We start from the raw sequence: 21,815 nt of genomic DNA, 5'->3' as shown, positions 1-21,815 counted from the left end.
TTTGGTTCTTTCCAATTATAAAAATCATAATATTTAGGAGCACTTAAATGAAATTAAAATCAATCGCTAGCAGCGTTGTAGCTGCTACAGCACTAATGGCTGGAGCATCTTCTGCAACAGCTGCCGAAGAACTTACGGTTGCATACTTCCTTGAATGGCCAATGCCTTTCCAAGCAGCTAAGGTTTCTGGTGCTTATGATGAAGCGCTAGGAATGAAAGTAAATTGGGTTGCCTTTGATACAGGTACGGCCATGTCAGCTGCTATGGCATCTGGCGACGTGCAGATTTCTGTATCTCAAGGTTTGCCTCCATTTGTAGTTGCCACATCTGCTGGTCAAGATCTACAAATCGTTGATGTTGCCGTTTCTTACTCTAATAACGACAACTGTGTAGTTCGTTCTGACCTCGAAATTGACAAAGACTCTGCTGGTGAACTAGCTGGTAAAAAAGTTGCAGTGCCACTTGGCACAGCTGCTCATTACGGCTTCTTGAAGCAAATGGACCACTTTGGTGTGGCTCTAGACAGCATGGAAATTGTTGACATGGCGCCTGCTGAAGGCTCTGTAGCATTAGCTCAAGGCGCTATCGACATGGCTTGTGGTTGGGGCGGTGGTCTACGTCGTATGAAGGAAAGCGGTAACGTATTGCTAACTGGTGCGGAAAAAGAAGCATTGGGTATTTTGGTACTTGATGTAACTACTGCACCTGCAGAATTTATTGCTGAAAATAGCGATATCGTGTCTAAGTTCTTGGCTGTAACTGCCGATGCAAACGCTGCATGGAACGCGTCTCAGCCTGAGTTCATGTTGAACATGATCGCTAAAGACGCAGGCATGAGCAGTGCTGATGCTGCTAGCTCTTTGTCTACTTTCATCTTCCCAAGCACTGAAGAGCAGTTGTCTTCTAAGTGGTTAGGTGGTGGTGTTCAAGACTTTATGGGCGGCGTTGCTGCAGTATTCGTTAACGCTGGATCTATCCCATCTGCTAATGCTAGCTATGCTGGCAACGTTGAGTCTGGCCCTCTAGCAGCTACTGTTAAGTAAGCTGGTTAGAATTGCCAAATTAAAGCTGAGGTCTAGAGTTGTTTAGGCCTCAGTTTTATATTTGGTTTTCCACGGTGTCAGGGGCAATTTTGCAAGTACTTAGCAACTTCGTACTGAACTGGGATCGTGAACTATAAATAAACTCGTTAGTATATGGTATGTGTGTACTTGTATTGTGCATCACACGGTATTGGTGTATCCCACTTATAATTAATCATATGGTCGATAAATAACTTTCGAGTTTTCATAATCAACAATATTTAGAAGGAATGAGGCGTGGCTGATTTACATATTGACAATGTATCCATGCGTTTTGACTTGCCCGGTGGTGGATCTGTACAAGCGCTTAAAAATATCAACTTAAATATTAAGTCTGGGCAGTTGCTTAGTGTTCTAGGCCCATCAGGTTGTGGTAAGACTACTTTGTTAAACATCGTGGCCGGCTTTTTGGCCCAGACAGAAGGTGATATTCTTTTAGAAGGTGATGTCATCAGTGGCCCGGGCCCAGAGCGCGGTATGGTATTTCAGCAAGGGGCTTTATTTGAATGGATGAGCGTGCGTAAGAACGTTTCCTTTGGGCCTGACATGAAAGGTGTTCCAAAGGCCCAGAGCGCACCTGAAGTAGACCGTTTGTTAGAACTGGTTGGTCTGCAAGAATTTAAAGACAAGGCAGTTTATGAGCTTTCTGGTGGTATGCAACAACGTGTGGCGTTGGCCCGCTGCCTTGCTAACGATCCAGACGTTATTCTTATGGACGAGCCGCTAGGTGCATTGGACGCGTTAACCCGTGAAAAGATGCAATCTTTGGTATTAGACCTGTGGAAAGAAACAGGCAAGACCATTATTTTAATTACTCACTCGGTAGAAGAAGCGTTGCTGCTTGGCGAACGCCTATTGGTTATGGCGCCGCGACCAGGGCGGGTGCACAAAGAGTATTATTTACCATTCGCCGAACTCGGTGTTGGTGCTGATTTGCGTGAAGTGAAGAAACACCCAGATTACAATTCTAAGCGTGAAGAAATTTTATCGATGATTTGGGAAATGGAAGAAGAAATCATGGGTCGAACTGAGGAAGAAAGCTAATGAACGATTCAAATGTATTTGCTGACTTGGCCGACGAAACGCTTAATATTTTTTTATCGATTGGTTCGATACTACCTTACTTAGCGGGCTTTATTGCCATTATCGTGGCTAGTCAAACCATATGGCACAGGGTTCGTAATAGCGTGGACACTGGTGGTAGTTTCAATTCTTTAAAAACAGTGACCTTTGGTGATGAAAGCACCGTGGTATCCAATAAGTCAGCCTCTGTACTATCATTGTTGTTAATCTTTGTACTCTGGGGGGCTTTTACTGGTTCACAACTATTGCCCAGTTTTTTACACGTACCTGGCCCGTTTATGGGTGGTGGCCAATTTACCTACACGGCCGATAACGGCGCAGGTCAAGTCGATACGGCGAGTGTAGATGTGATTGTTCATGCTGCGGGTGAGAAAGCTGATAAACCAAAGGTAGAGGCCGGCGACGGCTTTGCTGCTAATGACGCAATAGTTATTCAGGTTTATCGTTCTAAACTGCTTTTATGGGATAAAAATGATGACCAGAAACGCAAGACGGGCGCCTCTATAGTCAAAGTCGATGGCCAATCCATTAGTAAGGGTAACGCCGTAGATGTTGGTTTTGCTAGAGTTGCACTGACAGACAAGGGCACTTTGAACATCGTTCCCCATAAGGGTGTGCAGATGGAGAGCATTTACTTGCCCTCGCCAGAAAAAGTATGGAAAAGCTTAGTGACTATCTCTAAAGACGGTTACCAAAATGTCACTTTGGGTGAGCATTTAGGCTTTAGTCTGTGGCGTGTTGTCATGGGTTTTCTCATCGGTGCTATAGTGGGTATTCCCCTTGGTTACGCCATGGGCTTGTCTAACTGGTTTCGTGGTTGGTTTGATCCCGTTGTTGAGTTTATGCGCCCTGTGCCGCCATTAGCTTTGATTCCTTTGGTTATTATTTGGGCCGGTATTGGTGAAGAAGGCAAGGTGGTGTTGCTGTTCCTCGCTGCTTTATGGATTATGGCCATTGCTGCACGCTCTGGTGTGTCTGGAGTAAGAATCACCAAAATTCATGCGGCATACAGCTTAGGTGCTAGCAAAACCCAGATTTTACGCCACGTAATCATCCCTAATTCACTTCCGGAAATATTCACCGGAGCAAGGGTGGCCATGGGTGTTTGTTGGGGTACCGTAGTTGCGGCTGAATTAGTTGCTGCAGAAAAGGGTATTGGTAAAATGATCGTGGCTGCGTCAAAGTTTCAAAATACCGAAATTGTAATCATGGGTATCATATTGATCGGTTTGATTGGTTTTGCTATTGACGTGGGTATTCGCTTGTTAGAAAAATACCTAGTGCCATGGAAAGGTAAGGGTTAATGATTACTGCAATCAGCTAACTAATAAGCAATAAAAAACCAGCTTGTGCATCACTAGCTGGTTTTTTTTGATCTATTAATAATAAAAATGTAAGTCTAAATCTAAATGGGTTCGCGAATGAGGTGCCAAGCTTCGCCTTGGGGCCAGCTTAGGTAGTCAAAGTGACCGCCCCAATCACCCAAAACAACACGCTCTCCATTTTTTAAGTGATGTACTTTTGGCCTATGAGTATGGCCATGAATGAGTAAGTTCACCTGAGAATGCCGCATGGCTTGCGTTACAGTCTGAGCATTAACATCCATAATATCGTTTGATTTATTGGCCGTCATCTCTTTGCTTTGTTGGCGGTAATGGGCAGCTTGTTGCATGCGCAACGCTGGCGTCATGGAAAGAAATTGGTTTTGCCAGTGCGGATTTCGCACAAGTGAGCGAAACTTTTGGTATTCTATATCGTCTGTGCACAAGGTATCGCCATGCATTAACAAGGTTTTTTGGTTATCAAAGGAAATGATTGTTGGGTCAGGTAGTATTTTGATACCTGTTGCTTGGCAAAATTCATGTGCAATCAAAAAGTCTCGATTGCCTGCCATAAAAAATACTTGAGTACCACTGGAGGTAAGCTGCTTAAAGCAAGCAATGACATCTGCATAAGTGACTATGCCTACGTCATCGCCTATCCAAGCTTCAAAAAGATCGCCTAGTATATACAGCTCATCATCAACATTAATACGCTGCTGACAAAAATCAATCAATGCACGGCTATGCTTTGGTCTTGCTGGGTGCAAGTGCAAGTCTGCAATGAATAGGCGACGCAAGGGTTTAGCCTTCAATCATTGTGGCAGATTCGATGACTACTGGATCTGCTGGCACGTCTTGGTGGCCAGATTTAGATGTTGTAGATACCTTTTTGATCGTATTAACCACATCCATGCCTTCTACTACTTTGCCAAATACAGCATAGCCCCAGCCTTGAGAGTTTTTGCCTGAATGGTTAAGGAAAGCATTGTCACCTACGTTGATAAAAAACTGTGCAGAAGCAGAGTGCGGGTCCATGGTGCGAGCCATAGCCAATGTGCCTTCATCGTTAGTTAGGCCGTTGTCGGCTTCGTTTTCGATGTTTGCACGAGTTTCTTTTTGATCCATGCTTACGTCAAAACCACCACCTTGCACCATAAAACCGTCGATTACGCGGTGAAAAATCACACCATCGTAAAATCCGTCGCGGACGTATTGCTCAAAGTTAGCAGCTGTAATAGGTGCTTTTTCGTGATTTAGTTCAATGGTAATGTTACCAAAGTTAGTTTGCATTAATACATTTGACATGCGACAGCCTCAAGAGGGAATGTGAATAAAGAGTAGCTTAGTATGAAGCCCGCAGCGAATACATGCAATCGCTGGAGCCGCTTTGACGTTGAAATACACACTAATTTAGCTAGCAAGGCAGGCTGCAAAAGACATATAATTATTTGTTTTTCAGGGCAAGTTTCAAGGAGACCCATTCGTGGCCGAAAAAACCGTCGTACAGGCATCAAATTTTGTTCGTAATATCATCGCCAAAGATGTGAGAAAGGGCAACAATGATGGTCAGGTCGTGACTCGTTTTCCACCAGAACCCAACGGATACTTACACATAGGTCACGCCACTTCGATTTGTTTGAATTTTGGCATGGCGCAAGAATTTGAAGGCCAATGTAATCTACGTTTTGATGATACTAACCCAGAAAAAGAAAGCGATGAATACATCCAATCTATCAAGGCGGATGTAGAATGGCTAGGATTTGAGTGGGGTGCGGATGCTTTTTATGCCTCTAATTATTTTGAGCAACTACATGGATTTGCTGTAGAACTAATTAACAAAGGTTTGGCTTATGTGTGTGATTTAAGCCCAGAGCAAGCGCGTGAGTATAGGGGCAACCTTACCCAAGTAGGCAAAGATAGCCCTTATCGTAATCGCAGTATTGAAGACAATCTTGACCTTTTTGCGCGTATGCGAGCAGGTGAGTTTGCAGATGGTGAGCGCGTGTTGCGCGCCAAGATAGACAACGAATCGCCTAATATGAATATGCGAGATCCTATTATTTATCGCATTCGTCATATTGAGCACCATCAAACAGGAAATACTTGGTGCATTTATCCGATGTACGACTTTACCCATGGTTTATCTGATGCTTTGGAAGAGGTTACACATTCTATTTGCACGCTTGAGTTTGAAGACCACCGGCCTTTATATGACTGGTTCATAGATAACGTTACTCTGCCCAGTGGGCGCCGACGTCCGCGTCAGTATGAATTTGCTCGTTTAGAACTTAATTACACCATTACGAGTAAGCGTAAGCTAAAACAGCTAGTAGATAGCCATACAGTCACAGCTTGGGATGACCCGCGCATGCCCACTATTTCTGGAATGCGCCGCCGTGGATACACACCAGAGGCCTTGCGCAATTTTTGTGCAGCAACCCCTGTGGCCCGTAGCAAAGGCATTACAGACTTTGGGCGTTTAGAGTCTAGTGTGCGTGATGATCTAGACTCAACAGCCACCCGTGCTATGTGTGTGTTGCACCCGTTGAAGGTTACTATATCTAACTGGGACGCTGATACAACGCAAACCTTAACCGTAGCAAAGCACCCTAAAGATGACACCATGGGTGAGCGTGAGCTGACCATGTCTAAGCAAGTGTTTATTGATCAAGCCGATTTTGCAGAGCACCCTGAAGGTAAGTGGAAACGTTTGGCGCCACAGCAGTCGGTGCGCCTGCGCGGTGGGTATATTATTACTTGTGAAGAGGTGGTTAAAGACAGTGCAGGGCAAGTGATTGAGCTGGTGTGCAGTTTTGACAAGCAAACCTTAGGTAAAAAGCCAGAAGGTTATAAGGTAAACGGAGTTGTTCACTGGGTTAGTGCTAGTCATCATGAAGTCGTTAATGTGCGTTTATACGATCGCTTGTTTAGCCATGCTAATCCAGATGGTGATAAAGAAGTGGATTTTATGACTTACGTAAACTCAGACAACTTACGCTTGATCGAAGGCGCAATGGCCGAACCCTCTTTAGCTCATGCTGCAGATGGTGAGCGTTTTCAGTTTGAGCGTGAAGGGTATTTTTGTGTTGATAAAGACTCAACAAAAGATCGTTTAGTATTTAACCGTACAGTCACGCTGCGTGATTCTTGGGCTAAAAAGGGTTAACGGAAACTAGTAATATGTTGCAACTTCACAATACTTTAAGTAATAGCAAAGTGCCCTTTATACCCATTGAACCAGGCAAAATACGCCTATATGTTTGCGGTATGACAGTGTATGACTACTGCCATATCGGGCACGCACGTGTAATGGTGTCATTTGATGTGATTACTCGTTACCTAAGGCATGCAGGTTATCAAGTTGAATACGTGCGTAATATTACTGATGTAGACGACAAGATTATTAAACGTGCCGCGCAAAATGGTGAAACGTGTGACGAGCTCACTAACCGGTTTATCACTGCTATGCATGACGATGAAATGGCTCTTAGTGTATTGCCTCCAAACCAAGAACCGCGCGCTACTGCGCACATGCCAGCTATTATAGAGATGGTGCAGACCTTGATTGATAAGGGATACGCTTATGCAGCTTCTAACGGTGATGTTTACTACCGTGTTGACCAATTTGAAAATTATGGTGCATTAACTAATCGCAAGCTTGAAGATATGCGTGCAGGTGCTCGCGTTGAGGTGAACGACGTTAAAGAAAATCCATTCGATTTTGTATTGTGGAAAGCTGCGAAAAAAGATGAAGTGTCTTGGGCTTCACCTTGGGGAGAAGGTCGCCCTGGTTGGCATATTGAATGTTCTGCAATGACCAAATGTTGCTTGGGTAATCATTTTGATATTCATGGAGGTGGCCCAGACTTGCCATTTCCACATCATGAAAATGAAATAGCACAATCTGAAGCAGCTAATGGCGAGACCTTTGTAAATTACTGGCTGCATGCAGGGGCAGTGCGGGTTAACAAAGAAAAAATGTCTAAGTCATTAGGTAACTTTTTCACTATTCGTGAAGTGCTAGCTAAATATCCTGCAGAGATAGTGCGTTATTTACTGACTGCTAGCCATTACCGCAGTCAGATAGATTATGCAGAAGATGCCTTGGTGGAAGCTAAAAGCGCGCTAGATCGATTGTACACAGCCATGGATCAGCTTGATCTTTGTGACGTGGCTCTTGATGGGCCTTATCTTGATCGTTTTAATGAAGCAATGGATGACGACTTTAATACCCGTGAGGCAATTTCAGTGCTGTTTGAAATGGCACGTGAAGTGAATCGTCTAAAACGCGATAGTGATCCCCAGGCAGGTGTTTTGGCAAGCCAAATGCGAGGGTTAGGTAATATATTAGGCTTATTGGCTTTATCACCTAGTGCCTATTTAAAAGGCGAAGCAGGCGAGGGAGACCTTGTTGATATAGATATTGACGCATTGGTAGCGCAGCGCCATCAAGCTAAAATAGACCGCGATTTTGCTTTGTCAGATCAAATACGTGATCAATTAAAAGATGCCGGAGTAATATTAGAAGACAGTAAAGAAGGCACTATCTGGAAACGGGAAGTCTAAAATTCAAGTTTATTTTAACAGTTTGGTTTTATTGATAAAAAAACCAAACAATAAGCTTGACGAAGGAGTGTATCGGCTATAATATACGCACCTCTTCAACGGCATAAGCCACTAGGCAGTAGCGTTGTAGAGGATGTCGGGGTATAGCGCAGTCTGGTAGCGCGCCTGCTTTGGGAGCAGGATGTCGGGAGTTCGAATCTCTCTACCCCGACCATTATTTGCCGCAGTAACATGCGCCCTTAGCTCAGTTGGATAGAGCAACGGCTTTCTAAGCCGTGGGTCGAGGGTTCGAATCCTTCAGGGCGTACCAACGCCGAAAAGGTAAGCGGGTAAATAGTAAATGTAATGCCGTAATGGTGGGCGTAGCTCAGTTGGTAGAGCCCCGGATTGTGATTCCGGTGGTCGTGGGTTCGAACCCCATCGTCCACCCCATTGCATTGTAGTAAGGTAGTACGATGAACATAGGCCTAGCCTGAGTTGATTAAGCGGACGTGGTGGAATTGGTAGACACGCTGGATTTAGGTTCCAGTGCCGCAAGGTGTGAGAGTTCGAGTCTCTCCGTCCGCACCATTTATTGCCCTCAGGGCGACTCAACCTGTTGTTATACATACGTTTTCTTGAATCAAGACAAGCGTGGTAGACATTATGGTAGACGTTTTTCCCAAGTACACCTATACCAAATCTGGTACATATTACTTTTCTAAGACTGTACCTCGTGATTTAAAGCCTCATTACACCCGAAATCGAATTATTATTTGTCTCAAGACTAAGTCAGCCAAGAAAGCTGAATTATCGTCTAAATCTCTTTTAAGCAAGCTAGAGAACTATTGGCTTGGCCTACGCTTAACTCATACTGATATACCAGCTCAACACCTCCTTAGGGCGAATCCTTCTCAAACATCAGATGCGCCAACTCTATTAGATGCGTTAGATCTATATTTAAAGGTTAAAGCCTCTGGACGCTCTGAGTATTTCAATACAACTGCAAGAAGGAACATTGACTATGTTGTTAAGTGTCTGGGATGCAGGCCTATAGATCAGTACACCTCAGCAGATGCCGCTAAGTACCGAGACTGGCTGGTTGAGAAAGGTCTGGCTAGTAGTTCAGTTAAGAGGGTGTTTAGCTCTGTTAAAGCCATAGTGAACCTAGCCATCAATGAGCTAGGAGTAAATTCTAAGAACCCATTTGCAGGCGTCTATTTGGCCTCTCGAGGCGATGCAAAGAAGCGCAAGCCCTTATCTAATAAAACCTTAAAGCACCTTCAGAAGGCCTGTATAGAATCTGACGATGACCTTAGGTGGTTGATCGCAATGATCAGTGATACAGGTATGAGGTTGGCTGAAGCAGCAGGGTTGCACTCTGATGATATTGTCTTAGGTGACGTACCTTATGTCTATGTTAAACCTCATGCTTGGAGATCTTTAAAGACAGCGAGTAGCGAGAGGAAAATACCTTTGGTTGGTGTTTCTTTATGGGCTGCTCAACGCATCAAATCTATGTCTGATAGTTATTGCTTCCCTCGCTATGTTAATGGGGTTAAGTGCAATAGTAACTCAGCTAGTGCTGCTTTGAATAAGTGGCTAAAGACAGCAACCAACCAAGATGTAGTAATACATAGTCTGAGGCATACGTTTCGAGATCGTCTAAGGGCTGTAGAAGCTCCATTAGATATGATTGATCAGCTTGGAGGCTGGTCATTACAGTCAGTAGGACAGGGCTATGGTGATGGCTACAGCATTGAAAAGCTAAGTGAATGGATGCTGAAGCTTAAGGAGGAGTAGGGATGTCTACCACGCTTGTCTTGATTCAAGAAAACGTATGTATAACAACAGGTTGAGTCGCCCTGAGGGCAATAAATGGTGCGGACGGAGAGTCGTTACGCTCCGCTTCACTCCATCACAGTTCGCTACGCTCACTGCTCAGTCTCACCCTTAAGACACGCTAGTGGTGCCTTAGTAAGGATTCAGTAGTTGTTAGACATACCGTATCCAGTGACTCTCTCACACCCTTAGTTCACTGTCAAAGGACTAAAAACGTCTACTAGAATGTCTACCACTCACTTAAGCAGCATAAGTTACAGGCTGGCACTTTAGTATCCTCAGGTAAACGTAGGGGAACGGGAGGGGTGGATGATCTGCTGTTATCTTTAGCTGCCTGACAGACACACAAAAGAATGATTTTACTTTTATAACTGGCTCTTGTGTTAACCTTTGATCAGCTTACTGTTTACTCAATCACTAATCCTTACACCGTCTTTGAAGGTTCCTGGGGATGCTTTATCTACAGTTCCGTCTTCATTGTAACCAACCCAAGCTCCTTCTTTATTACTGTTCTTGTAGTTACCTTTATGACTTAACTGACCATTGTCATAGTAAGCAACCCAAGCTATATCCATAAGTAAAAACTTAGAATTGGTAACCTATGCCAACTTTGGCAGCATAAAAATCTATATCAACATCAGAGCTGACGGTGTAATCGGGACCAAGACCTTTATAATTTGCAAGTGCTGATCCTTCTGCAAACTGTGTGTAATTGACTTCAAAAAACCCAAAAAAAGATTGACTGAATGCTTGTTTATAGCCCGCCCCAACTGTGTATCCGTGCATACTCTCATTTGATGAAGAGACGTACTCGGAATCACCGCTAATGATTGACAAGTCAGCACTTACGTAACCCAGCTTGGCATAGATTAGCTTATCTTCATCAATAACTAATTGCGGTTTAATGTATACACTAAAGAGGTCTTTAAGTTCATATTCATTCCAGTCAATGGTTAAACCACCCGGGCCATGATTCGTAAGTTTACTTGTTCCAACATCAATATCATTAAGGTTGTAATCAAAACCGATACCTAGCAGGTATTTTTCGTCGATGGAAAAATTGTAGCTTCCGCCTATTGCATAAATACTATCTGAATCATCAAAACCTGATGTCGTGAGTCCTGTTGATGACGCGATTCCTGTTTGTGAAACCCCATCAATTTTAGGAGAGCTGTCTCCATTGCTATCGGTATTTTGGTATCCACCAGAAACCTCTAAAGCAAAACCCTTAAAGTTATCACTCAATTTAATGTTTTGTAGTACAGATGAATCAACTGAGGCATTTTTTTCGTCACCAGCAAAAGCTAAACTTGTAAATATCGTAGTTAACAGAAAGAAGAATAATTTCATTGTTTTATGTCCCTTTAAAAGTTGCAGTGTAGAGAGAATAAAGTGTCACAACGTGGTGAAGTGTGACGAAGAGTTACAAAGGGAAATAAACCTCAACCATCAGGCCACCACCGCGGCGATCCTTTAGTTCTAACTCACCCCCATGCAGATTTGCAATGCTGTTAAAAAAGTTCACGACAAATAGAGCCCACAGGCCTAAGTGAACTAATGGTGATTTAAATTGTAATTAAAAATGAGTGTAAGTTAGTGAATACGTCAAAACCACTGCATATAACCCCCAATTTAGTGGATAGGAAAACTTCTGAATCTAAGCCTTAGATCTATGGACATAACCCTTTAACAACTGCTAACACAAGAGCCTTTAGCCATACTTTCAAACCAATCTAAACCCTTAATAACAATGCTCATGTTGGTATACTAGCGTTGCTTAGAGAGCGTTTTTAGAGCTTAAAAGGGTGCTTTTGAGGGTGCTTTGAGGTGTAGGGTTATTGTGGTTTTAGTTAAACCTTAGAAGCTCTGTAAATGGAGGATGGCTTACATAAAACTAATCAGGATAATCAACCTTAAGCCGTGTCTTGCCACCCAAAGTCTCCTCACTCCACAAACGGCTCATAGCCTCCATTGCCCACTCTGCATCACCTTGCTTCACTGCGATAGCATCGTGTACTTTAGTGCCCCAGCCATCCTAAGTTAGCTGACAATAAAGGCTGACCAATACCTTTAACATAAGTGCTTAAGAGCCATATGTGGCTTAGGTATGACTCAAGAAACCTAAGGACTTAAGCTTCATTAACCAACTTAAAGTAAATCATTAATGACTAACTATAGGCACCTACTTAAGTATATTCTTTAGCCTATTCATAACGATAACCAAGCCAATACTTAAGCGTTCTTTTAGTTATTATTAATGACCAACTATAAGAACCTATTATGGATAGTCTATACGATCTACTTAAGCTCTATTCTTAAGTTACTCTATTATAGGAAGCAACTTCTCTAAACCTAACAACATCGTTAATAAAGCTCAGTCAGTGATGCTTGTTCTGGTGCATACTCCAACCTCTTTTAAACTCCCTTTCAAAGGAGTAATCCTTCTCAAAGTACTCTGCACCAGCTTCCGCTAATGAGTAGATATTAGCTTCAACAGGCTGTGACCTAAAAACCACCTCATCAGCTGTCATGCCAAATGAGTTATCTCCTTTAACGATGTCTGTATCTAACCCTACATCTAATCCAGTCACTTCTTTAAAGTTTCGCTGCATAGACTCTCGTAAGTCATTAGCAAACCCCAACCTAATTATGAATGAGTCATGTATCGGGAGAACAACAACGTCCTGTTCTAATAAATCGAGCATAACCTTCTCAGCTATAATGCTCTCAATGAACTGGGCGTGTAACCCTGCACCACTTTGCAGACTTTCATAAATAGGTGCGTGAGTTAGCTCTATCTGTTTTAGTAGTTGCTTGTGGTTTAAACCTAATATTTTAGCTTCAGCTGACCCAAGCCTATAGATATTATCCTCATCGTTGATCATGGCATTTAAGAACTCCTTAACCAGAGGGCGTCGATGGTCTTTCTTACCTTCCCATGCATCCAAGCCAACATTATAAGGGTCAAAATCTATTTGTATGGATACACCAGCTTGCCCATAGATAATACGAGGTGCAACGCCAGAGAAGTCTACTTCTGTTACCTTGTTACCATCGATCCTAATGTGTGGCCTGTGCCTCTCTGGTATACCTTGCCACCATCCTCTATAGAATCGACCGCCTTTCTCCATTGAACCTCTAGAGAATATTCGAGTTAGTTGTACTGAGGTGAAGTCGATAAAACTCTTCTTTAGATTCTTATGCTTCTCTGCTAACTCTACTTCCATTACCTCTAAGTTAATATTCGTTAGTTCGATAGAAATACAGTGGCGAACTAGGTGCTGGTTGATCTTATATAGATTGCGTCTGTGTTGAACAACTTCGTCAGTTGATGGCACAGGCATTTTGAACTTAGTTGTTTTACCCTTTGTCCTTATAGCTTTGCCTGTTTTCTTATGTCTCTTTACGTCTTTTAACTCAACCAGAGAGTCTTCAGGTATTAACTCCTGTGGCATCCAAATGAATCCAATACGATTGAACTCTTTTGCCAGGCTGGAAGATGGATAGGCAAGAGTGTAGTTCTTTTTAACTATAGCTGGCTTAGTCTTTATCCAGCCAAGTGAGTGAAGCGATTCATAAACTTTAAGTGCTATACGATGAGAGTGTTTAATCTTGTTACTTTTGTTGTCTTTTGTGCTGTATGAGCGAGGAGATTGAGGATAGCTAACCCATAGCTCATTTTGTGAGCGAGTAAAGTAAGCACTATACAAAGCTGATGTAACAACACTACTTGTGTGCCTGATCTTTGATTCTCTTGCATCTGCATTAACACCTTGAGAACCATTACTGTAAGTAGATAGAACGTGGCTTGTTAGCTTATCAGCTAAGGACATTAAGTCGTTGTTATGCAACACTCTAAACCAATCAAAGCGCTTGTTATTCATTCAGCTCCACTCCCTGTGACTATTAACTAATCTACTATATCCGTATTTGACTCAGCCATAAACGACCCGAGTGGGGCAATTACTATAGCAGTCAACAACCGTCAGATCTAATGCTTGTTATGTGTCCTTACGCTAGACGTGAGCCTTTTATAGTCCTATGACCCTAGCCACCTGCTGTACAAACTTTCATTTTTAATGACTTGTTTAAAATCATTCTTTTGTGTGTCTGTCAGGCAGCTAAAGATAACAGCAGATCATCCACCCCTCCCGTTCCCCTACGTTTACCTGAGGATACTAAAGTGCCACTTATGCTGCTTAAGTGAGTGGTAGACATTCTAGTAGACGTTTTTAGTCCTTTGACAGTGAACTAAGGGTGTGAGAGAGTCACTGGATACGGTATGTCTAACAACTACTGAATCCTTACTAAGGCACCACTAGCGTGTCTTAAGGGTGAGACTGAGCAGTGAGCGTAGCGAACTGTGATGGAGTGAAGCGGAGCGTAACGACTCTCCGTCCGCACCATTTTAGACATTGCTATTATAGCAGATGTCACCTTCTAGCACTTATCGTGCACACTTAAAGTATTGAATTGTAAGCCTTTAATTCACTGACCGTGATTCACCTATGGTATTCCATGGCCAATTTTTTGGTGAGGTGCATTTCATTCTTACATACATACATTTCAAACGACTATTTGACTACTCGCAACGGTATTATTGCTTCCACAGGCGTGTTCCTGTGGATGTAAGAAGTTATTGCAGTCTGTTGGTCAAAGCTATGGCGATGGATATAGCACTAAGAAGCTAAGCCAATGAATGCTTAAGATAGAGTAGGGGATACTAGCTTGTGTCACTTGCTTCTTTACTAGACTTATAAAGTTTAATACAGGCTCCTAGCGTTTTTAATTAGTGCGTTTAATAACCACTGTTAACATCTAGTAACACAACTGTACTAGTATTTCGCTGAAAACGGAGTAGTGTCAAAGTAAGTCTGAGTCGCATGATGCTGCTTAGGTTGATTAAATCGGTCGTCAAATGGCTGATCTAAACTACAGTTTAAGGAGCAAATAATGTCAATAGTAAGAATAACCACAGTAGTTTTCAAGTCACAGCAAGTGGCGGATACTATGGCGCAGTCATATCAAAGTAATGCTGTTAAAGATTTTCCGACCGCAGAACAATTGATAAGCATTCAAAGTGAAGGCAATACATTAATTGCGGTGTCTATTTATGGAAGCCAGCAGGCTATGGACGATGCCGATGCAGCAAGAGATAAACGCATGGCCAATCCAGACATTATTTCAATGACAGCTGTGGTGGGTACTGTAGGACTAAATCACATTAATTAGTTTACAAATCGACTAAGGCAGTAGAAGCTGCTGTGGATATGATTGATCTTGGAGGTTGGTTATTACAGCTTGTTGGTCGCGGCTATGGCGATGGTTATAGTGTTGATAAGTTAAGTCAGTGGATGTTAAAGTTTGCGTGAGAGTAGGTGAGGAGGCACTCAGTGTATACACATCAGTTACTTGAGACATCAAATGGTGCTGCAGAACAAGTGTCACTGCTACAAGACCAGCAGTAGTCACATACTCTACACATTGAGGCGCTGGAAGTAGAACAGAGAAAGAGAGCTAGTAAATATCAGGATGTCATCTTAGAGGATATGCGTAACAATATATTTTAAGTAAAGGCAGGCATCTTCTTTAGTAACCCAGCTGACAAAATAAGTAAGCGGCACTCCTGATCTGGAAGCCCTTATTAATGCGTTATTTTCTATCCATTAAACTGTACGGAGTTAAAACATGTCGATCGCATTATGGTGTCTTTTTATAGCAGGATTACTTCATGTTCTTTCAAAGACGCCATTGTTTCGGGCACAGCACAAAAGCCCTGAAGGCTACGATAACAATAACCCAAGAGAACAGCAGGCCAGCCTAAGTGGGTTGGGTAAACGCGCCTTGGCAGCGCACCAAAATCAAATAGAGAGCTTTCCCCTTTTTGCGACAGGTATTCTCGTTGCCACGGCGACTGGCATAGTATCAAGTGCGATTGACTACTTGGCTATTGCATACATTGTTGCAAGGGTGGCCTATATTTTTTATTATTTAAACGATAGGGCAACCTTGCGCACGATCGTTTGGGGTGTTGGGTTTATCAGCTCGTTAGCCTTATTATGCAGCCCTGCATGGGCTTAGCTTTTATTTAAACAATGCATGCAAAGGTATTATTATACAAATACTGACACGCCTTTTAAGCGACCAAAGTGTTTGCGCATTTCGTCTGACATCTTGTTGTCTTCAATGCAGATCATGTGCAATCCACTAGCATGCTTTGCCCAATCTAGAATTGCTTTGCCCCCTCGATCGCCAATCGAACATCCGACCAAGCCAAGTTCTGTCAAAGTAGCAGGCAAAGAGTTAGCTAAATTTTTGGCCCCTTCGTCACCAATGGCATTGTAACTCAAACTAAATGAACCAAGCCTAGCCAGCTCAAAAACGGGTGTTCTATCCAAAGCGTTTGCGATGGTCTTTGCATCAGCAGCTGTCATGTTGGCATTGCGCAAATGGACATTTAAAGTGGGCAAACCAACCACACCTTTTGCAAGATCATCAGCAACAGCCTTGGTCACATCAGACCCAATCGCCCTCAGAGCAATCTCAAGGCTTTCTTCAAGGGTTAGTTGGCTAGATTGCAAAGTGTCACCGGCCATTATTTTTCCTCCTGTAATAGCCAAAGCAAGAGAAATAACGCCAAGGTTTAGACTGAATTTGCGCCGAGCAAAAGTTGAATAGTGTGTCTTTATCTTTTAATCACAGCCTTCCTTAAATAGCCACTTTCTTCAATAACGTTTGCATGTTCTCTCATGCAGCACTTAAACATTTAATGGTGCACTTAATTTGGCCACAATGCTGATATATGGACAGTGTACACAGCACACATCAGCAAGCCAAGGGCTGGCAAGTTACTGAAGCCGCCAGTAATAACTGAGAAACACACACCCCACAAGTGCCTCTAGGGGCCAAAGCACTGCCTCTAATGAGCGTTGGTGAAGCATAGTCTGGCGGTCGGCCTTGATCTAGTGCTTGATCAGTATCTTACCTTTAGCGCGGCCTTTTAATAAGTGTTCCAGTGCCTCAATACTTTTGGTAAATGGGTAGACTGAATCAATTACTGGCTTTATTTTTTTGTTGACATACAAGTCGACTAATTCAGCAAGTTGCGCCCCATTTGGACTCATAAGAATCATGCGGTACATGGCTTGTTTATTGGCTGCAGCTTTGACTATTTTTCTAGCTTTAAGCTTTAGGATGGTGCGAATAATAAGATTCAGGCCAAGGTCTTGGGCTAAGATGTCATCGACTTCACCGCTTATAGAAACTACTTTGCCACCTTTTTTAATCACCTTAAAGGCATCCAGAGTATAGTCACCACCAAGTGTGTCAAATACCACGTCAAAATCACTCACCTGTTCTAAGTAATTCTCTTGTTTGTAATCGATCACTTGATCTGCACCAAGTTTTGTTACTAGCTCTGCATTTGCCGTGCTGGTAGTGGTTGCTACAAAGGCGCCAATGCTTTTTGCAAGTTGGACAGCAATACTGCCAACACCACCAGAGCCTGCATGAATTAATACTTTTTGACCTGCTTTTAAGTTGGCAGTAGTCACTAAGGCTTGTAAGGCGGTTAGACCAGCTAAAGGTATGCTTGCAGCTTCTTCGTGGGTGAGTTGCTCTGGCTTTAATGTGGTGTGATGAGATTCTGAGGCAACGTAATCGGCGATAGTCCCCACAAGTGATTCGTCTATGCGAGATAAAACAGCATCTCCAACCTTAAAGTGGTGAACTTGCTTGCCTACTTCTACCACCACGCCGCTTACATCACGGCCAATACCTTGTGGAAATTGCACTTTAGAGAGTGCTTTAAAATCTCCCCTGAGTATTTTGTAGTCTATTGGGTTAATGCTGGATGCACACACTCGAATGACCACCTGATTGGGGGAAGCTTTTGGCATAGCTACGCTTTGAAAAGCTAGGCTGGTCGAGATGCTGCCATATTTTGTCATCATTAACGCTTTCATTGGATTCTTCCGTGTTGGGTTTGTGGATGGTTTGTTGCTAAAAACTATTATAGTATCTTGATATAATTCTTGTAGTGGCTCTAAATGAGAAATATATTTGTTTAAATAGCAATAATAAGCATGATTTTCAGGCAGGACAAAAGGTAGAAAAAATGGACAAACTGCGCGCTCTTCACTATTTTTTAAAAGTCGTTGAAACGTCAAACTTTACCCAAGCCGCAAAAGCCTTTGGTGTGCCTGTGTCTTCTATGTCTAGGCGAATTAAAGATTTAGAGACAATGCTGGGTGTGGAGTTATTCCAGCGTTCAACTCGGGTCGTGCGGCTCACTGAGCAAGGCCTTTTGTACTACGATGAAGTAAAGGGCGCTGTGGCCACCTTGAGCCATGCAGACGAGCTAGTGAGCTTGCATACAAAAATACCCTCTGGCACATTACGCATCACCGCTACGCCAGGTTATGGTGAAGCATGCTTAACGCCCGTTTTGGCTAAATTTAGGCAGCAATACCCTGACATCACCTTAGACATACATTTAACCGATCAGGTGACAGACCTTACCCGCGATCAAATAGACATTGCTATTAGAGAAGGAGGAGAGCCTGAAGGCAGAGTGGTGTCTCGTAAACTCTCAGGCAATAAATTTTTACTAGTGGCATCTCCTAAATATTTGGATACCCATGGCGTGCCACAAAACTTAGCGCAGCTTAGTAGTCATCGAGTTTTGTATTACAGAGGACCAAACGCAGTGCTGTTTTGGCAAGTAAATATTAATGGCGAATGGCTACAGTTGCAAAATAAAGCCAATATGATCAGTAATCATGGTGCGGGTATACTTAAAGCGGTAGTTGGCGGTGAAGGCATTGCTTTGCTGCCAGAATGGGGACTTAAAGAGGAACTAAGTACTAAACAGTTACAGGTGATTAACTTAAGTGATGCGCAAGTAATGATAAACACAGAGCAAGACGCAGGTATCTATTTGTTGTACGTTAGGCCCAAATATCAGCTACAAAAAGTAAAAGTAGCAGTGGATTTTTTAATCAAAGAATTGCGTGTTGATTAGGAGCATTATTGCACTATGAACTATTGAGTGCGCTGATAATCAATACAACTGAGCTAGGGCTTTTTGAGTGTGCCTGTCAAGCATATCTCTCGCGCAGTGCCACTATAGCTTTGCCTTGCTACCGATATATTCTAAGCAAAGGCCTAAGCATCAGTGAAGATTTCGATATTGTGTGGATAAACGTAGCCTGATAGCACTACCAATTGGGCAAAGTTTTACTGGGTATATCCAGTTTTAATTTAGAAAAAAATAATGTACTCTCGAAAGACGAAAACTAAGGTATAAAATGATGAATTTGGGCCTAAACAATTTTTATTTTGCAAAGCTTAGGTGCAAGAAAATGGCCTGGATGCAAGAATTGCAATGGGATTGGCATATTGTATTTACGGATGCCTTTTCGTCTACTTTGCCTACACGCCTGATCACTGACCCCTGTCACAAAGGAAATTCTTTGGGTTTTTCTACCGAAAACGAATCTCAAGCCCCCCCAGTAAAGCCTAACCTTTTTGAACAAATTAAATCGTATGCTGTAATTAAACATCCTAAATGGAAGGCTCTCATGAATCATAATATTGAATTCGGAAAAAGAGTGCGCAATGCAAGAAAGAATAAGGGCTTTACCCAAGATGAACTAGCGGCTATGGCAGGTATCAACCGGGGGTATATGGGTGAAATTGAAAGGGGTAGCGCAAGTCCATCGTTAAACAAGATAGTTCAAATATCAAAAGCACTCAAAATTGATTTAGATCAACTCACTTCTTGTTTAGAGCGACCATAGACAAAATGGCAGCCAAAAAAACTGAATCTATAATCCTCACAGAAACCAACTCCAAAATCTCTTCACAGCACGATCATTTAGCCGCTGTATTTGCTGAAGAAAAGAATGCGATGGCTCTATGGAAACTTGGGTCAATGTATGAGAAAGGTATTGGGGTTTTCACAGATCATGTGAATGCCTATATGTGGTATTTTATAGCCGAACATAAGGGTAATATGCAGGCTGGTGTGGATAGGGAACGTATTACGAATAAAATGACGCCTACTCAAATAAATAAAGCACAGGTGACGGCTCGTCGATGCCTACCTGCAGATTTAAAGCTAAATGTTTTTCTCAAAACATAGTGGTATCAAAGCCAGAATAATAGTTACTACTCCCTCCCATAGACCTCTTCAAAGACAGCCAGACTGTTGTGCTAGCGGCTATTAAGAGCCAGTCATCAAAGGACTGAGACTTAAAATCAGAAGTTCCCTATATCAATGCCAGGTTGATGGCAGTAAGATCTAAAGTAATCGTTACAATTTTCAAGGACGCAACATGAGTATTAAAATAAAGCTTATAGGTTTAATGCTGTCACTGCTGTTGCCCAGTGGTGCCGTTTTAGCCTCAGCTGGTGATTTTAACAAAGGCCTTAATGCGCTCGCGTTAGGTGATTTTAAAACTGTTTTAGCGCATTGGGTTCCTTTGGCTGAGCAGGGTCATGTTATTGCTCAAAATAATTTGGGTGTTATGTACGCCAATGGTAACGGTGTCTTAGAGAACGATAAGACAGCTGTGGAGTGGCTTACTCTAGCTACTGAGCAAGGTTTTGCTGAAGCCCAATATGAACTAGGAGGCATGTATGCTAGAGGTGAAGGTGTTCCAGCGAATGCTCAGACTGCGTCAAAGTTGTTCACTTTGTCTGCTGAGCAGGGGTTTGGTGAGGCTCAAACTACACTGGGGCTTATTTACTACACTGGCAACGGTGTGCAGGCTGACAATATTCGTGCTTATATGTGGTTTAACTTAGCTGCACAAAATGGTGATGAGATCGCCAATGGTCTTAAAGAAAATGTTACTGATGAAATGAGTATTTCTCATATCAACAAGGCACAGAAGATGTCTTCACGTTGCCTAGAAAGCACCTACACGGACTGTTAGATTAATGAAATCAACCAATATATTTCTTAGCCTACTATTCATATCACTTTTGCCTTCACCAAGCTGGAGTGAAACGATAGATGATTTAGTTTTGCGTGATGGTCTTTACTATGAAAAGTCCACTGATGTTCCGTTTAACGGCAATATAACTGGGCTTGAGCAAGGGTCATTAAAAAACGGTAAAAAAGAAGGTATGTGGCTGTGGTACTGGAGTAATGGTCAGTTATCTAGCAAAGGTAACTACAATAACGGGATGTATGATGGAGATTGGGTTGGTTACCGTAAAGATGGAACTTTAGTAAAAGAGTGGACAGGAACCTTCAAAAATGGTGTAAAAATTAGTGATTGAGTGCCTAGTAATTTAATCAAAGGTTAGCCTAAGACACCGCTTTAAAAAAACCATTTTGTAGTGCTGAGCCTTTGAAGTACAGATAGGTCTGTTTCTTGTGCTTGTTATATTGTTTTTGAGGCCTTAAATGAAAAACATTCCCTACCTAGAATAAGTTTGACATGGGGTCTATGAAGCAAAGATAATATATCAGTCGCTGTTTATCTATAAAATTACATAGGTAAATTAAAAACTTTTTTGTGAATAATTTGGGAATCCTTTTATGTTACTTTTAGAAAGTGAGCAATCTAGAGTGATCGAAATGGCATGGGAAGATCGTACCCCGTTTGAAGCCATTGAAAGGCTATTTGGCATGAATGAGTCAGACGTAATCAAGTTTATGCGCCGCAACTTAAAGCCGCGAAGTTTTAGGCTATGGCGAGAAAGAGTGAGTGGACGTGCGACTAAGCATGTCAAGCTTAGAAGTGACGATGTGACCAGAAGCCATTGTCCTACGCAATATAAACAACGTTAGCAGGGCACCACAGGATGCACTAACGTGTTCCAAAAATAGGCAGTTATTTTCACATTTATTTCTTACCAACAAACACCTAAGAGCTAAGCTATGATGGTGGACTGATTTTCGCTCGCCTAAAGTTTCTATGCGCGGGTA

21 protein-coding genes and 4 tRNA genes are annotated in these 21,815 nt (G+C 42.5%); 18 read left to right on the top strand and 7 right to left on the bottom strand.

Annotated elements, in window-relative coordinates; translation table 11 throughout:
• Window positions 1-47 precede the first annotated feature (47 nt).
• The 3 genes from ABXT42_RS06340 to ABXT42_RS06330 all read left to right on the top strand — a co-directional run bounded on the left by ABXT42_RS06340 (window position 48) and on the right by ABXT42_RS06330 (window position 3,469).
• Window positions 48-1,043 carry a taurine ABC transporter substrate-binding protein gene (locus tag ABXT42_RS06340; protein ID WP_443627308.1) on the top strand — a complete coding sequence of 332 codons (996 nt, stop codon included), beginning with the start codon at window positions 48-50 and terminating at the stop codon, window positions 1,041-1,043.
• 276 nt (window positions 1,044-1,319) lie between these two features.
• The gene (locus ABXT42_RS06335) at window positions 1,320-2,126 is read left to right on the top strand and encodes an ATP-binding cassette domain-containing protein (RefSeq protein ID WP_443627307.1); all 807 of its coding nucleotides are present in this window, start codon (window positions 1,320-1,322) and stop codon (window positions 2,124-2,126) included.
• Window positions 2,126-3,469 carry an ABC transporter permease gene (locus ABXT42_RS06330; RefSeq protein ID WP_443627306.1) on the top strand — a complete coding sequence of 448 codons (1,344 nt, stop codon included), beginning with the start codon at window positions 2,126-2,128 and terminating at the stop codon, window positions 3,467-3,469. Before ABXT42_RS06335 ends, ABXT42_RS06330 begins: the two co-directional genes overlap by 1 nt.
• Before the next feature lie 101 nt (window positions 3,470-3,570).
• Here ABXT42_RS06330 and ABXT42_RS06325 read toward each other — a convergent pair whose 3' ends face one another.
• Window positions 3,571-4,284, bottom strand: a complete 714-nt coding sequence (locus tag ABXT42_RS06325; RefSeq protein WP_443627305.1) for a UDP-2,3-diacylglucosamine diphosphatase — start codon at window positions 4,282-4,284, stop codon at window positions 3,571-3,573.
• Between the two features lie 4 nt (window positions 4,285-4,288).
• Window positions 4,289-4,792: a peptidylprolyl isomerase gene (locus tag ABXT42_RS06320; protein WP_443627304.1), complete on the bottom strand. Its 504-nt coding sequence runs from the start codon at window positions 4,790-4,792 to the stop codon at window positions 4,289-4,291.
• Between the two features lie 178 nt (window positions 4,793-4,970).
• Between ABXT42_RS06320 and ABXT42_RS06315 the strand changes: the two genes are divergently transcribed.
• The 7 genes from ABXT42_RS06315 (at window position 4,971) to ABXT42_RS06285 (ending at window position 9,835) form a co-directional block, all read left to right on the top strand.
• On the top strand, window positions 4,971-6,653 hold the full coding sequence (locus ABXT42_RS06315) for a glutamine--tRNA ligase/YqeY domain fusion protein (RefSeq protein WP_443627303.1): 1,683 nt from the start codon (window positions 4,971-4,973) through the stop codon (window positions 6,651-6,653).
• A 14-nt stretch (window positions 6,654-6,667) separates the two neighbouring features.
• Window positions 6,668-8,053, top strand: a complete 1,386-nt coding sequence (gene cysS / locus ABXT42_RS06310; RefSeq protein WP_443627302.1) for a cysteine--tRNA ligase — start codon at window positions 6,668-6,670, stop codon at window positions 8,051-8,053.
• Between the two features lie 137 nt (window positions 8,054-8,190).
• Window positions 8,191-8,267: transfer RNA gene (locus ABXT42_RS06305), tRNA-Pro, on the top strand.
• A gap of 19 nt (window positions 8,268-8,286) precedes the next feature.
• Window positions 8,287-8,363 (top strand) — tRNA-Arg (locus tag ABXT42_RS06300).
• Window positions 8,364-8,409: 46 nt separating this feature from the next.
• Window positions 8,410-8,485, top strand: a tRNA-His gene (locus ABXT42_RS06295).
• A gap of 53 nt (window positions 8,486-8,538) precedes the next feature.
• Window positions 8,539-8,623: transfer RNA gene (locus tag ABXT42_RS06290), tRNA-Leu, on the top strand.
• Between the two features lie 75 nt (window positions 8,624-8,698).
• Window positions 8,699-9,835: a DUF6538 domain-containing protein gene (locus tag ABXT42_RS06285; protein ID WP_443627301.1), complete on the top strand. Its 1,137-nt coding sequence runs from the start codon at window positions 8,699-8,701 to the stop codon at window positions 9,833-9,835.
• 449 nt (window positions 9,836-10,284) lie between these two features.
• Here the strand turns inward: ABXT42_RS06285 and ABXT42_RS06280 are convergent, their stop codons facing one another.
• The 3 genes from ABXT42_RS06280 to ABXT42_RS06270 form a co-directional block, all read right to left on the bottom strand.
• The gene (locus tag ABXT42_RS06280; RefSeq protein WP_443627300.1) at window positions 10,285-10,449 is read right to left on the bottom strand and encodes a hypothetical protein; all 165 of its coding nucleotides are present in this window, start codon (window positions 10,447-10,449) and stop codon (window positions 10,285-10,287) included.
• A 10-nt stretch (window positions 10,450-10,459) separates the two neighbouring features.
• Window positions 10,460-11,224 carry an outer membrane protein gene (locus ABXT42_RS06275; protein WP_443627299.1) on the bottom strand — a complete coding sequence of 255 codons (765 nt, stop codon included), beginning with the start codon at window positions 11,222-11,224 and terminating at the stop codon, window positions 10,460-10,462.
• A 1,028-nt stretch (window positions 11,225-12,252) separates the two neighbouring features.
• The gene (locus ABXT42_RS06270) at window positions 12,253-13,758 is read right to left on the bottom strand and encodes a hypothetical protein (RefSeq protein WP_443627298.1); all 1,506 of its coding nucleotides are present in this window, start codon (window positions 13,756-13,758) and stop codon (window positions 12,253-12,255) included.
• Window positions 13,759-14,827: 1,069 nt separating this feature from the next.
• Between ABXT42_RS06270 and ABXT42_RS06265 the strand changes: the two genes are divergently transcribed.
• Both ABXT42_RS06265 and ABXT42_RS06260 read left to right on the top strand, forming a co-directional pair.
• The gene (locus ABXT42_RS06265) at window positions 14,828-15,106 is read left to right on the top strand and encodes a hypothetical protein (protein WP_443627297.1); all 279 of its coding nucleotides are present in this window, start codon (window positions 14,828-14,830) and stop codon (window positions 15,104-15,106) included.
• Between the two features lie 456 nt (window positions 15,107-15,562).
• The gene (locus tag ABXT42_RS06260; protein ID WP_443627296.1) at window positions 15,563-15,955 is read left to right on the top strand and encodes an MAPEG family protein; all 393 of its coding nucleotides are present in this window, start codon (window positions 15,563-15,565) and stop codon (window positions 15,953-15,955) included.
• Window positions 15,956-15,987: 32 nt separating this feature from the next.
• Here ABXT42_RS06260 and ABXT42_RS06255 read toward each other — a convergent pair whose 3' ends face one another.
• Window positions 15,988-16,470: a hypothetical protein gene (locus tag ABXT42_RS06255; protein ID WP_443627295.1), complete on the bottom strand. Its 483-nt coding sequence runs from the start codon at window positions 16,468-16,470 to the stop codon at window positions 15,988-15,990.
• Window positions 16,471-16,836: 366 nt separating this feature from the next.
• Window positions 16,837-17,838 (bottom strand): NADP-dependent oxidoreductase, encoded by a 1,002-nt coding sequence (locus ABXT42_RS06250; RefSeq protein WP_443627294.1) that lies wholly within the window; start codon window positions 17,836-17,838, stop codon window positions 16,837-16,839.
• A 152-nt stretch (window positions 17,839-17,990) separates the two neighbouring features.
• Between ABXT42_RS06250 and ABXT42_RS06245 the strand changes: the two genes are divergently transcribed.
• The 6 genes from ABXT42_RS06245 to ABXT42_RS06220 all read left to right on the top strand — a co-directional run bounded on the left by ABXT42_RS06245 (window position 17,991) and on the right by ABXT42_RS06220 (window position 21,677).
• Window positions 17,991-18,896: a LysR substrate-binding domain-containing protein gene (locus ABXT42_RS06245; RefSeq protein ID WP_443627293.1), complete on the top strand. Its 906-nt coding sequence runs from the start codon at window positions 17,991-17,993 to the stop codon at window positions 18,894-18,896.
• Between the two features lie 340 nt (window positions 18,897-19,236).
• Window positions 19,237-19,674, top strand: a complete 438-nt coding sequence (locus tag ABXT42_RS06240) for a helix-turn-helix domain-containing protein (RefSeq protein ID WP_443627292.1) — start codon at window positions 19,237-19,239, stop codon at window positions 19,672-19,674.
• A gap of 5 nt (window positions 19,675-19,679) precedes the next feature.
• Entirely contained in the window at window positions 19,680-20,018 is a 339-nt protein-coding gene (locus ABXT42_RS06235) for a hypothetical protein (protein WP_443627291.1), read from the top strand.
• A 193-nt stretch (window positions 20,019-20,211) separates the two neighbouring features.
• Window positions 20,212-20,814 carry a tetratricopeptide repeat protein gene (locus tag ABXT42_RS06230; protein ID WP_443627290.1) on the top strand — a complete coding sequence of 201 codons (603 nt, stop codon included), beginning with the start codon at window positions 20,212-20,214 and terminating at the stop codon, window positions 20,812-20,814.
• A gap of 4 nt (window positions 20,815-20,818) precedes the next feature.
• A complete protein-coding gene (locus ABXT42_RS06225; protein ID WP_443627289.1) occupies window positions 20,819-21,163 on the top strand; it encodes a toxin-antitoxin system YwqK family antitoxin in 345 nt (114 codons plus the stop codon).
• 262 nt (window positions 21,164-21,425) lie between these two features.
• Window positions 21,426-21,677, top strand: a complete 252-nt coding sequence (locus ABXT42_RS06220) for a TIGR03643 family protein (protein WP_443627288.1) — start codon at window positions 21,426-21,428, stop codon at window positions 21,675-21,677.
• The last annotated feature ends 138 nt before the right edge of the window (window positions 21,678-21,815 follow it).

The sequence above is a fragment of the Candidatus Njordibacter sp. Uisw_002 genome (assembly GCF_047730155.1).
Lineage (GTDB): Bacteria > Pseudomonadota > Gammaproteobacteria > Pseudomonadales > Balneatricaceae > Njordibacter.
Note: the sequence above shows the minus strand (reverse complement) of the source record. Positions and strands in the feature narration are given on the sequence as shown.

Coding starts and splice junctions, on each gene's coding strand:
- ABXT42_RS06255 (WP_443627295.1), bottom strand. CDS start 16,470: ATGGCCGGTGACACTTTGCAATCTAGCCAACTAACCCTTGAAGAAAGC.
- ABXT42_RS06240 (WP_443627292.1), top strand. CDS start 19,237: ATGGCCTGGATGCAAGAATTGCAATGGGATTGGCATATTGTATTTACG.
- ABXT42_RS06260 (WP_443627296.1), top strand. CDS start 15,563: ATGTCGATCGCATTATGGTGTCTTTTTATAGCAGGATTACTTCATGTT.
- ABXT42_RS06330 (WP_443627306.1), top strand. CDS start 2,126: ATGAACGATTCAAATGTATTTGCTGACTTGGCCGACGAAACGCTTAAT.
- ABXT42_RS06250 (WP_443627294.1), bottom strand. CDS start 17,838: ATGAAAGCGTTAATGATGACAAAATATGGCAGCATCTCGACCAGCCTA.
- ABXT42_RS06230 (WP_443627290.1), top strand. CDS start 20,212: ATGAGTATTAAAATAAAGCTTATAGGTTTAATGCTGTCACTGCTGTTG.
- ABXT42_RS06275 (WP_443627299.1), bottom strand. CDS start 11,224: ATGAAATTATTCTTCTTTCTGTTAACTACGATATTTACAAGTTTAGCT.
- ABXT42_RS06220 (WP_443627288.1), top strand. CDS start 21,426: ATGTTACTTTTAGAAAGTGAGCAATCTAGAGTGATCGAAATGGCATGG.
- ABXT42_RS06340 (WP_443627308.1), top strand. CDS start 48: ATGAAATTAAAATCAATCGCTAGCAGCGTTGTAGCTGCTACAGCACTA.
- ABXT42_RS06320 (WP_443627304.1), bottom strand. CDS start 4,792: ATGTCAAATGTATTAATGCAAACTAACTTTGGTAACATTACCATTGAA.
- cysS (WP_443627302.1), top strand. CDS start 6,668: ATGTTGCAACTTCACAATACTTTAAGTAATAGCAAAGTGCCCTTTATA.
- ABXT42_RS06270 (WP_443627298.1), bottom strand. CDS start 13,758: ATGAATAACAAGCGCTTTGATTGGTTTAGAGTGTTGCATAACAACGAC.
- ABXT42_RS06245 (WP_443627293.1), top strand. CDS start 17,991: ATGGACAAACTGCGCGCTCTTCACTATTTTTTAAAAGTCGTTGAAACG.
- ABXT42_RS06225 (WP_443627289.1), top strand. CDS start 20,819: ATGAAATCAACCAATATATTTCTTAGCCTACTATTCATATCACTTTTG.
- ABXT42_RS06235 (WP_443627291.1), top strand. CDS start 19,680: ATGGCAGCCAAAAAAACTGAATCTATAATCCTCACAGAAACCAACTCC.
- ABXT42_RS06265 (WP_443627297.1), top strand. CDS start 14,828: ATGTCAATAGTAAGAATAACCACAGTAGTTTTCAAGTCACAGCAAGTG.
- ABXT42_RS06285 (WP_443627301.1), top strand. CDS start 8,699: ATGGTAGACGTTTTTCCCAAGTACACCTATACCAAATCTGGTACATAT.
- ABXT42_RS06280 (WP_443627300.1), bottom strand. CDS start 10,449: ATGGATATAGCTTGGGTTGCTTACTATGACAATGGTCAGTTAAGTCAT.